At 72.7% G+C, this 10,048-nt stretch carries 10 protein-coding genes and 1 pseudogene; 4 read left to right on the plus strand and 7 right to left on the minus strand.

Annotation, left to right across the window (positions count from 1 at the left end):
- Together panC and O3Q52_RS40730 are read right to left on the minus strand one after the other, a co-directional pair.
- Positions 1–717: pantoate--beta-alanine ligase (panC, locus tag O3Q52_RS40725; RefSeq protein ID WP_269653599.1), on the minus strand; the 717-nt coding region annotated here is incomplete at its 3' end.
- Positions 718–748: 31 nt separating this feature from the next.
- The gene (locus O3Q52_RS40730; RefSeq protein ID WP_269653600.1) at positions 749–1,732 is read right to left on the minus strand and encodes a Rossmann-like and DUF2520 domain-containing protein; all 984 of its coding nucleotides are present in this window, start codon (positions 1,730–1,732) and stop codon (positions 749–751) included.
- Between the two features lie 147 nt (positions 1,733–1,879).
- On the opposite strand from O3Q52_RS40730, the gene O3Q52_RS40735 reads away from it, so the two are divergent.
- Complete coding sequence (locus O3Q52_RS40735; protein ID WP_269653601.1) at positions 1,880–3,127, plus strand: low specificity L-threonine aldolase; 1,248 nt, start codon at positions 1,880–1,882, stop codon at positions 3,125–3,127.
- 46 nt (positions 3,128–3,173) lie between these two features.
- On the opposite strand, the gene O3Q52_RS40740 is transcribed toward O3Q52_RS40735, so the two are convergent.
- Entirely contained in the window at positions 3,174–3,371 is a 198-nt protein-coding gene (locus O3Q52_RS40740) for a hypothetical protein (RefSeq protein WP_269653602.1), read from the minus strand.
- A 166-nt stretch (positions 3,372–3,537) separates the two neighbouring features.
- On the opposite strand from O3Q52_RS40740, the gene O3Q52_RS40745 reads away from it, so the two are divergent.
- Positions 3,538–4,644 carry a DUF5937 family protein gene (locus tag O3Q52_RS40745; protein ID WP_269653603.1) on the plus strand — a complete coding sequence of 369 codons (1,107 nt, stop codon included), beginning with the start codon at positions 3,538–3,540 and terminating at the stop codon, positions 4,642–4,644.
- Positions 4,645–4,683: 39 nt separating this feature from the next.
- Here the strand turns inward: O3Q52_RS40745 and O3Q52_RS40750 are convergent.
- The 3 genes and pseudogenes from O3Q52_RS40750 to O3Q52_RS40760 all read right to left on the minus strand — a co-directional run.
- Positions 4,684–4,791 (minus strand): annotated as a pseudogene (locus tag O3Q52_RS40750) (ATP-binding protein); the annotation flags it as partial.
- Between the two features lie 111 nt (positions 4,792–4,902).
- Positions 4,903–5,580, minus strand: coding sequence for a response regulator transcription factor (locus O3Q52_RS40755; protein WP_190230638.1), 678 nt, complete (start codon positions 5,578–5,580; stop codon positions 4,903–4,905).
- Between the two features lie 44 nt (positions 5,581–5,624).
- Complete coding sequence (locus tag O3Q52_RS40760; protein ID WP_269653604.1) at positions 5,625–6,827, minus strand: sensor histidine kinase; 1,203 nt, start codon at positions 6,825–6,827, stop codon at positions 5,625–5,627.
- Between the two features lie 140 nt (positions 6,828–6,967).
- Between O3Q52_RS40760 and O3Q52_RS40765 the strand changes: the two genes are divergently transcribed.
- On the plus strand, positions 6,968–8,104 hold the full coding sequence (locus tag O3Q52_RS40765) for an SAM-dependent methyltransferase (protein ID WP_269653605.1): 1,137 nt from the start codon (positions 6,968–6,970) through the stop codon (positions 8,102–8,104).
- Between the two features lie 79 nt (positions 8,105–8,183).
- Here O3Q52_RS40765 and O3Q52_RS40770 read toward each other — a convergent pair whose 3' ends face one another.
- Positions 8,184–9,344 (minus strand): NADH-quinone oxidoreductase subunit D, encoded by a 1,161-nt coding sequence (locus tag O3Q52_RS40770; RefSeq protein WP_269653606.1) that lies wholly within the window; start codon positions 9,342–9,344, stop codon positions 8,184–8,186.
- 31 nt (positions 9,345–9,375) lie between these two features.
- Between O3Q52_RS40770 and O3Q52_RS40775 the strand changes: the two genes are divergently transcribed.
- Positions 9,376–9,891, plus strand: coding sequence for a PH domain-containing protein (locus O3Q52_RS40775; RefSeq protein WP_269653607.1), 516 nt, complete (start codon positions 9,376–9,378; stop codon positions 9,889–9,891).
- The last annotated feature ends 157 nt before the right edge of the window (positions 9,892–10,048 follow it).

The following is a 10,048-nucleotide window of genomic DNA, read 5'->3' on the forward strand; positions in this document are numbered from 1 at the left end:
GATGGCGCTGAGAGCCGCGGCACGCGCGTGCGTGGCGGGCACCTCACGGGCACGCGCGCGCAGGGCCTCCTGGGCGGCGTGCCGGTCGCCGCCCGCGAACAGGGCCTGGGAGAGGGCGAGCGCGGTACGGCGCTCGGTGGCCGACAGATAGCGGTTGCGGCTCGACAGGGCCAGGCCGTCCGCCTCGCGCACCGTCGGGACGCCGACGATCTCCATGCCGAAGTTCAGGTCGCGCACCATGCGGCGGATCAGGGCGAGCTGCTGGGCGTCCTTCTGCCCGAACAGCGCCACATCGGGGCGGGTGAGGTGCAGCAGCTTGGCGACGACGGTGAGCATGCCGTCGAAGTGCCCGGGACGCGTCGAGCCCTCCAGGCGTCCGCCCATGGGGCCGGCGCTGATGCGGACCTGGGGTTCGCCACCCGGGTAGACCTCGTCCACGGAGGGGGCGAACACGACGTCCGCGCCCGCCAGTTCGGCGATCTTGACGTCGGCGTCCAGGGTGCGCGGGTAGCGGTCGAGGTCCTCGCCCGCGCCGAACTGGAGGGGGTTCACGAAGACGGTGACGACGACCTCGCCGTCGCCCGCGATCTCACGGGCGGTGCGGATCAGCGTCGCGTGGCCCTCGTGCAGGGCGCCCATGGTCATCACGACGGCACGGCGGCCGGTGCGCACGCGCGCGTGGAGCTCGTCGGCGGTGCGCAGCACGGTGGTGGTCATCGGGTGGCTCCGTTCTCGGCACCTGCGCGCGTCATCGGGCGTCTCCTTCGGGCCCGTCGGGTCCGTTCGTTCCGTCGGTTCCGTTCGGTCCGCCCGGCCCGGCGGTCCCGGCCGTCCCGTTGGCGAGTACTCCGAGGAGGTCCTCGGCGAGTTCGGGCTTGAGCAGGCCGTGGGCGAGGGCCCGGTCGGCGGTCGCGCGGGCCATCGCCAGATAGCCGGCGACGGTCTGGGGCGCGTGCTTGCGCAACTCGGCGACGTGCGCGGCGACCGTGCCCGCGTCACCGCGCGCCACCGGTCCCGTGAGGGCCGCGTCGCCCGACCTCAGCGCGTTGTCCAGGGCGGCGCCCAGCAGCGGGCCCAGCATCCGGTCCGGGGCCTCGACGCCCGCCGCGCGCAGCAGCTCCATGGACTCGGCGACCAGCGTCACCAGGTGGTTGGCGCCGAGCGCGAGGGCCGCGTGGTAAAGCGGCCGGGAGGCCTCGGCGATCCACTCGGGCTCGCCGCCCATCTCGATGACCAGGGCCTCGGCGGCCAGGCGCAGCTCCTCGGGCGCGGTGACCCCGAAGGAGCACCCGGCGAGGCGCTGCACGTCCACGGGGGTGCCGGTGAACGTCATCGCGGGGTGCAGCGCGAGCGGCAGGGCACCGGCGCGCAGCATGGGGTCCAGAACCCTCGTGCCGTACCGCCCGGAGGTGTGCACGATGAGCTGTCCCGGCCGTACGGCGCCGGTCTCGGCGAGGCCCTCCGCCAGTCCGGGCAGAGCGTCGTCCGGGACGGTCAGGAGCACCAGGTCGGCCCGCTCCAGGACCTGCTCGGGGGTCACCAGCGGCACGTCGGGCAGCAGTTCCGCCGCTCGTCGCCGGGAGGCGTCGGAGACCCCGGAGGCGGCCACCGGGCGGTGTCCGGCGAGCTGAAGCGACGCGGCCAGGGCGGGGCCCACACGACCGGTGCCGACCACACCGACGGTGAGCCGTGCGGGGCGGTCCTTGGGGTCTGGCTGGGGGAATGTACTCACTCGACGGCGGCCTTCCGTTCCAGTCCGCTCGGGGTACCGGACGATTTCTCGTCATGTTAACGCGATTGGTCCGAGGGTCGTTTTTTTGTCCACAGGCTGTGGGGAATTCATATGACCGGTCGCCGTCGTGTCCTGCATGATCCGGGCATGGGCGATACGACGGAGCACGCGGTGGAACAGGCGGCGGACCAGGCGACTGAGCGGGCGGCGGACCCGGCAGCTGAGCGGGCGGCGGACGGTTCGGCCGGGCAGGTCGCGGAAGGGACGGCCGAGCAGCGGCGTGAGCGGCGCAGGGTCGCCTGGCGAGGGGCGCGGCAGGTGTTGTGGCGGCCCGGTTTCCACTCCACGGTCAGTGAGCTGCTGTCCCGGCTGACGGAGGCGGCACCGGACGTGTACGACCTGGACAAGCCGGTGGACATGTACGGCGACGGGATCGTCGAGACCCTGGAGGAGCGGGTCGCGGCTCTGCTCGGCAAGGAGGCCGCCGCCTTCTTCCCCTCGGGCACGATGGCCCAGCAGGTCGCACTGCGCTGCTGGGCGGGCCGCACGGGCAGTACGACGGTGGCGATGCATCCCCTCTCCCACCCGGAGGTCCACGAACGCTATGCCCTCAGCACGGTCAGCAATCTGCGGACCGTCCATCCCACACGCGAGCCGCGGATGCCCTCCGCCGAGGAGGTACGCGACCTGGTGGAGCCCTTCGGGACGCTCTTCCTCGAACTGCCCCTCAGGGAGGCCGGTTTCGTCCTGCCCTCCTGGGAGGAACTGGTCGCCGTCACGGACGCGGCGCGCGAACGCGACGCCGTGGTGCACTTCGACGGGGCCCGCCTGTGGGAGTGCACCACCCGTCTCGGCCACTCCCTGGACGAGATCGCGGACCTCGCGGACAGCGTCTACGTGTCCTTCTACAAGTCGCTCGACGGATTCGGCGGCGCCGCCCTCGCGGGCCCGAAGACGCTCGTCGACGAGGCGAAGGCCTGGCGCCACCGCTACGGAGGGCAGATCCTCCAGCAGTTCCCCACCGCCCTGTCCGCGCTGATCGGCCTGGAGAAGGAGCTGCCGCGGCTCCCGGAGTACGTGGCCCACGCGCGCGTGGTCGCCGCGGCCCTGCGCGAGGGGTTCGCCGGGGCCGGGGTGCCCTGGGCCCGGGTCCACCCCGAGGAGCCGCACACCCACCAGTTCCAGCTCTGGCTGCCGTACGACGCCGACGCCCTCACCGACGCGGGGACGCTGCAGGCCGAGGAGACGAGGACCGGCCTGTTCCCGCAGGTCTGGGAGCGGGGTGGACCAGGTCTGGCGTTCACCGAGGTCACGGTGGCCGCGCCGGGGCTGGAGTGGACCGCGCAGGACGTCCGCGCGGCGGTCGCCGACTTCGTGGAGCGGCTGCCGCGCTGAGGGGCCGGGCCGTCCGGTGGCTGAAGAGTCGGCCCCTCAGTGCGCCTCAGTGCCCGAGCAGCCGGGCCAGTGCCACCCGTATCCGGCCCCGGGCCGGGCGGCCGGTCAGGGCCGCGCGGAACCGGCGGTGGTCGGCCAGTTCGCGCATGGCCTGCCAGTCGTGGGTGCCGGGGGCCGGCGGGGTCGGGTCGCCGTGCTGCCGGGCGCGGTAGGTGTCCAGGAGGTACTGCTGGGTGATGCTCATGGCGGATCGCCTCTTCGGGACTGGGTACGGACGTGAACGCCGTGGGCCCCGCGGTTGCCCCGGTCTGTGATGCCAGCTTGCGCGCGCCCGGCCGGGGCGTCGCGTCGATTGACCGGCGTCGTCAATCGACGGCCGCGTTGTCGGTGGCGGGGTGCACCATGAGGTCATGAGCGTGACCATCGACATTTCCGGGCTCCGCAGGGAGCGGGTGGCCGTCGTGCCCTCGCCCCTCGCCGAGCTCTGCATGGCGCTGCACGCGCTGGCCGAGCCGGGACACCATCCCGGGCTGCAGGGCTGGGCGACCGGGGTGACCGCGCGGCTCGACCCGCACCTGGCGGACCGGATGTGCGAGGCCGACTTCCTGTGGCGGACGACCTTCTCGGACCTCTTCCTGCCGTATGCGGGGGTGGGGGGCGGCACCACGCTCCCCGGCGCCACCCTCGCCGAGGACCTGGACCTGCTCGACAAACTGACGGACGAACAGTTCGTGGACGCGGCCCTCGAATTCACCTGCGCGCTGCCGTACGACGCACAGGGCGCGGGCGCGCTCACCGACGGCGGGGCCCGTCGGCGCGCACTGGAGCTGGCCGCCGCGCGCGGACCGCGGCCGGCGGAGTTCACCGCGCGGCTGCTGGAGGACCCGCCCAGGATCCGTGCCTGGCTGCGGCAGTTCCTGGAGGACTGCGACGAGGCATTCTTCGCCGAGACCTGGTCCCGGCTGCGCCACCAGCTCGCCGCGGACGCCCGCCACAAGACGGACCTGCTCAGACGCCGGGGCCTGGCCGAGGCGCTGGCCTCGGTGTCGCCCGCGGTGACGCTGGACGAGGCGGCCGGCCGCGTCACCGTCGACAAGCTGGGCAGCGGCCACACCATGGTCCGGGACAGCAGCCTGCTGCTGGTGCCGACGAGCCTCGGCTGGCCCCACCTCATGGTGCTGCACCGGTACGGCTGGCAGCCGGTGCTGCACTACCCGGTCGGCTCCCCCGAGCTGGCGGCCCCGCCCTCCGTCGAGCAGCTGACCCTGCGGATGACGGCCCTGTCCCACCCCGTGCGGATGCGCCTGTGCCGCAGTCTGGCCCGCAGCGCCTTCACCACGAGCGAGCTGGCCCAGACGCACGGCATGACGCCGCCCGAGATATCCCGGCACCTGAGTGTCCTGAAGAAGGCGGGCCTGCTCACCACCCGTCGCCGCGGGCGGTACGTCCTGCACCAACTGGACGTCACGATGGTGGCCCGCCTGGGCAGCGACTTCCTGGAGGGCATCCTGCGCTGAGCCGACCCGCGCTGCGGCGGCGGCTCGGTCGAAGCGGATGCGCTCGGTCAGGCCCGCGAGGACGGCGATGCGGTCGGCGGTCCTGGCGACCGTGGTGTGGTCGGTCCACAGACGCTCGGCGAACTCCGGTTCAGGCAGCCGCTCCAGGACGCCGGGGGCTGGTGGTCGCCGATCACACCCCGGTCACGCGCGCCCCGGCCCCCGGACGGTGGTCGGTCCTGTCCCCGGACGGTGGTCGGTCCTGTCCCCTGGCGGTGGTCAGCCCTGGCCCCCGCCCCCGGCCCGCACCAGACCGGTCTCGTACGCGAGGACGACGACCTGGACGCGGTCGCGCAGGCCCAGCTTCGTGAGGATGCGGCCCACATGGGTCTTGACCGTCGCCTCGGAGAGGACGAGCCGGGCCGCGATCTCGCCGTTCGACAGGCCCTGCGCGACCAGGATCATCACCTCGCGCTCGCGCCCGGTGAGCCGCTCCAGCTCCTTGTGCTGGGGCTCCTTGCCCGCGTTGGGCAGCATCGGCGCGAACCGGTCGAGCAGACGCCGGGTGGTGGAGGGCGCGACCACCGCGTCACCGCTGTGCACGGAGCGGATCGCGGCGAGGAGTTCACCGGGCGGCACGTCCTTGAGCATGAAGCCGGAGGCACCGGCCTTGAGTCCCGAGAACGCGTACTCGTCGAGGTCGAAGGTGGTCAGGATCAGCACCTTCGGCGGGTTCTCGTCCTGGCAGATGCGACGGGTGGTCTCCACGCCGTCCAGCTTCGGCATGCGTACGTCCATGAGCACCACGTCGACCTCGGTCGCGCGCAGCACCTGGAGGGCCTCGACGCCGTCGCCCGCCTCCGCCACGACCTCCATGTCCGGCTGGGCGGCGAGCACCATCCGGAACCCGGTGCGCAGCAGCACCTGGTCGTCGACGAGCATCACGCGGATCGGCATGGGAAGGTCCTCCGGTCGGTTCGTGGAGCTGAAGCGTGCACGTGTCAGTGGGCCGGCTTGAGGGGAAGCAGGGCGCTGATGCGAAAACCGCCGCCCGGCCGCGGCCCGGCGTCCAGGGTGCCGCCGACCATACCGACGCGCTCGCGCATCCCGATCAGGCCGTGGCCCCGGCCGTCGGCGCCGCCCTCCTCGTACAGCTCGTGCGGGGCGCCCTTGCCGTCGTCCTCGACGAGCAGGCCGAGGCCGTCGTCGAAGTAGACCAGGCGCACGCTCGCACCCGCGTTCGGCCCCCCGTGCTTGCGGGTGTTGGTGAGGGCCTCCTGCACGATGCGGTACGCGGTGAGCTCCACGCCGCTGGGCAGGGGTCGCGGGGTCCCCTCGATCTTGAAGTCGACGGGGAGTCCGGAGGTGCGGCACTGCTCGACGAGGTCGTCGAGCTGCTCCACGTCGGGCTGCGGCACGTACTCGCCGGACTCCTGGTGTTCGCCGGTGCGCAGTACGCCGAGGAGGCGGCGCATCTCGGCGAGGGCCTGCCGGCCCGTCCCGGAGATGGTCTCCAGGGCCTTCTTGGCCTGGTCGGGTGCGGAGTCGAGGACGTACGCGGCGCCGTCGGCCTGGACCACCATCACCGAGACGTTGTGCGCGACCACGTCGTGCAGCTCGCGGGCGATCCGGGCGCGCTCGGCGGCGACGGCGACCTTGGCCTGCGCCTCGCGCTCCTTCTCCAGACGGGCGGCCCGCTCCTCCAGCTGTGCGAAGTAGGCGCGGCGGGTGCGCAGGGAGTCGCCGAGCACCCAGGCGAGGGCGAACGGGACCATCTGGAAGACCACTATCGCGACGTGGCCCGCGCCGCTCGTGTTCCCGTCCGGCCAGCGCAGCTGCGAGAGGGGCGCCGCGAACAGACCGGCGGTCAGGGCGAGCCGGGAGGCCCAGCGCGTGCCGTTCGACGCCACGGTGTAGCTGATCACCAGGAGCGCGAAGTCGGCCGGCACCACCGCCACGTCCAGTGCCAGCTGTGCCACTCCCACGGCGACGGCCAGCAGCAGCATCTTCTCGGGCATGCGCCTGCGCAGCGCGATCACCAGGCAGAGAAGCAGGGTGACCGGGATGACGACGACCGGGAGGTCGGTCCCGGTGGCCTCCTGGTTCGCGGTTCCGCCCACGACAGAGATCCCGAGCAGGAAGACGGCCCAGAAGCCGTCGACCCACATCGGGTGCCTGCGGAGAAAGTCATAGAGGCGCTGCACGTAACCCAGCGTAGGGAAGCGTGCTGTGTGCAGGGGTCAACCGGAGGGTCGATCCGTAACCGGTGCTCGTACTCCCCAAGGTGGAGGCCCGATTCGACTTGGCGCTTAACCTGACGCGGTGGAAGCGGTCGGGAGCAGTGGTGAGCGCAGTGAAGCGTGAGAGCGCGGGCGGGGTGCGCGGGTGGCGCCCGGCGACCGAGGAGGCGCTGTACGGGCCCTCCGGTTTCTATCGCCGCCCGGAGGGGCCCGCGGGCCATTTCCGCACCTCGGTGCACGCGTCACCGCTGTTCGCGGGGGCCGTGGCCCGGCTCCTGTGCCTCGTCGACGAGGCGCTGGCCCACCCCGCCGAACTCGCCTTCGTCGACATGGGCGCGGGCCTCGGGGAGCTGGTGACCGGCGTCCTGAAGGCCCTCCCCGCCGAAGTGGCCTCCCGCGCGCGTGGGTACGCCGTGGAACGGGCCGCCCGTCCCGCCGGAGTCGATCACCGAATCGAGTGGCTCTCGGAGCCCCCGCCAGGCGTCACGGGCCTCTTGTTCGCCAACGAGTGGCTCGACAACGTGCCCCTGGACGTCGCCGAGGTGGACGCGGAGGGAACGGCACGGCTCGTTCTCGTACGGGAGGACGGGACGGAGGTCCTCGGGGAACCGGTGGCCGGGGCGGAGGCGGAGTGGCTGGAGAGGTGGTGGCCGCTCACCGGGACTCCAGGCAGCCCGCTGCCGCTCTCCGAAGCTCCGGACGGCCCGCCCCTGCCGGAGGACGTCCGCCTGTCCGCAGCGGGCCTCCAGGGCCCTGCTCAAGGCCTTCACGGTCAGGCTGCCGAAGGCCTCCGCGCCGAGATCGGGCTCCCCAGGGACGCCGCCTGGGCCACTGCCGTGGCCTCCCTCGGCCGGGGTCTCGCCGTGGCCGTGGACTACGCGCACTTCGCCGGCGCGCGGCCGCCCTTCGGAACGCTGACCGGGTTCAGGGAGGGCAGGGAGACCGCACCCGTGCCCGACGGCTCCTGTGACATCACCGCGCATGTGGCGCTGGACGCGTGCGCCCTGCCCGGGGCACGGCTGCTGAGCCAGCGGGAGGCCCTGGGCGCGCTCGGGGTGAGCGGGGAGCGGCCGTCCCTGAGCCTGGCCTCCACGGACCCGACGGCGTACGTACGGGCCCTCGCGGGCGCGGGCGAGGCCGCCGAGCTGACCGCCCGGGGCGGACTCGGCGACTTCGGGTGGCTGCTCCAGCCGGTTGGAATTCCGAACCCGCTCCCCGGCGGAGAACAGCCCTCTACGTAGAGCGCGTTTTCCCCGGGGACCCGGCCGCGATCCGAGCCCCGGCAGCGATCCGACCGCGGTCCTGCCGCCGTCCGCCGACCTACTTGTCGATGTCCCCGACCACGAAGAACAGCGACCCCAGGATCGCCACCATGTCCGCGACCAGCGTGCCCGGGAGCAGCTCCACCAGCGCCTGGATGTTGTTGTACGAGGCCGAGCGCAGCTTCAGCCGGTACGGGGTCTTCTCGCCCTTGCTGACGAGGTAGTAGCCGTTGATGCCGAGGGGGTTCTCGGTCCAGGCGTACGTGTGGCCCTCGGGGGCCTTCAGGACCTTCGGGAGCCGCTGGTTGATGGGCCCCGGAGGCAGCTCCGCGAGCCGGTCCAGACAGGCGTCGGCGAGGTCGAGCGCGACGTGGGTCTGCTCCAGGAGGCACTCGAAGCGGGCCAGGCAGTCGCCCTCCTGGCGTGTGACGACCTTCAGGGTGTCCTGGAGCTCCCCGTAGGCGAGATACGGCTCGTCCCGGCGCAGGTCGAAGTCGACTCCGGAGGCGCGGGCGATGGGACCGCTCACTCCGTAGGCGTGCACGGCCTCCGGGGAGAGGACGCCCACATCCCTCGTACGCCCGCGGAAGATCTCGTTGCCGAGCACCAGGTCGTCGAAGCGGTCCATGCGGGAGCGCACGCCGGAAACGGACGCACGCGCGCGTGCGGTCCATCCGGCGGGCATGTCCTCCTTGAGGCCGCCGACCCGGTTGAACATGTAGTGCATGCGCCCGCCGGAGATCTCCTCCATGACGTGCTGGAGTTCCTCGCGCTCGGTGAAGGCGTAGAAGATCGGCGTGATCCCGCCCAGCTCCAGGGGGTACGACCCCAGGAACATCAGGTGGTTCAGGACCCGGTTCAGCTCCGCGAGCAGCGTGCGCGTCCACACCGCGCGCTCGGGGACCTCCATGCCGAGCATCCGCTCCACACCGAGGACCACGCCCAGCTCGTTCGAGAAGGCGGAGAGCCAGTCGTGGCGGTTGGCCAGCATGATGATCTGGCGGTAGTCGCGCGCCTCGAAGAGCTTCTCCGCACCGCGGTGCATATAGCCGATCACCGGCTCCGCGTGCTGGATCCGCTCACCGTCGAGGACGAGCCGCAGGCGCAGCACACCATGTGTGGACGGGTGCTGCGGCCCGATGTTGAGCACCATGTCGGTGCTCTCCGCGGCGCCGCCGATACCGACCATGGTCTCCGTGGGACCCGTCGTAGGAGTCATGGGAACAGTGTCGCGTACGTACGCTTGCGACATGGAGACGGGGACCTCGGAAAACGCGGGGCGGACAGCGGGGCAGGCGGCGGGCGAGCCGGTGTGGATCGGCCTCCCGCCGGGGCTGCTGAGGATGCGACGGCTGCTGCTGGTGGTGTGGCTGGGGCTGCTGACCGTCGGTACGGGGCTGCTGCTCGGCCTGCTCGCGGGGCCCGGCTGGGCGGCCTTCGCCCTGCTGCCGCTCGCGGTGCTGCTGTGGGGCTGGCCGATGCTGGGCCGCAACTGGCGGTCCTGGCGGTACGCCGAGCGCGCGGACGACCTGCTGATCAGCCGGGGTGTGCTGTGGCAGGAGGAGACCGTCGTGCCGTACGGGCGCATGCAGTTGGTCGAGGTCACCTCCGGCCCCGTCGAACGGCACTTCGGGCTGGCGAGCGTGCAGCTGCACACGGCCGCCGCGGCGACGGACGCCCGCATTCCGGGGCTGGACCCGGCCGAGGCGGAACGGCTGCGCGACCGGCTCACGGAGCTGGGCGAGGCCCGATCGGCGGGGCTGTGACGACGCCGGGCGCCTCCAGGGACGTAGAGGATGTACGGGACGAGCCCCGGCGCGTACCCGAGGAGGCATCCGTACCGGAGGCGGCGCCCGTACCGGAGGAGGCGGCCGAGGGCGGGCGGAAGGACGCGGCCGGGCCGCCCGAGCGGCGGCTGCACCC

This window comes from Streptomyces sp. ActVer (genome assembly GCF_027270795.1).
GTDB classification, from domain to species: Bacteria; Actinomycetota; Actinomycetes; order Streptomycetales; family Streptomycetaceae; genus Streptomyces; species Streptomyces umbrinus_A.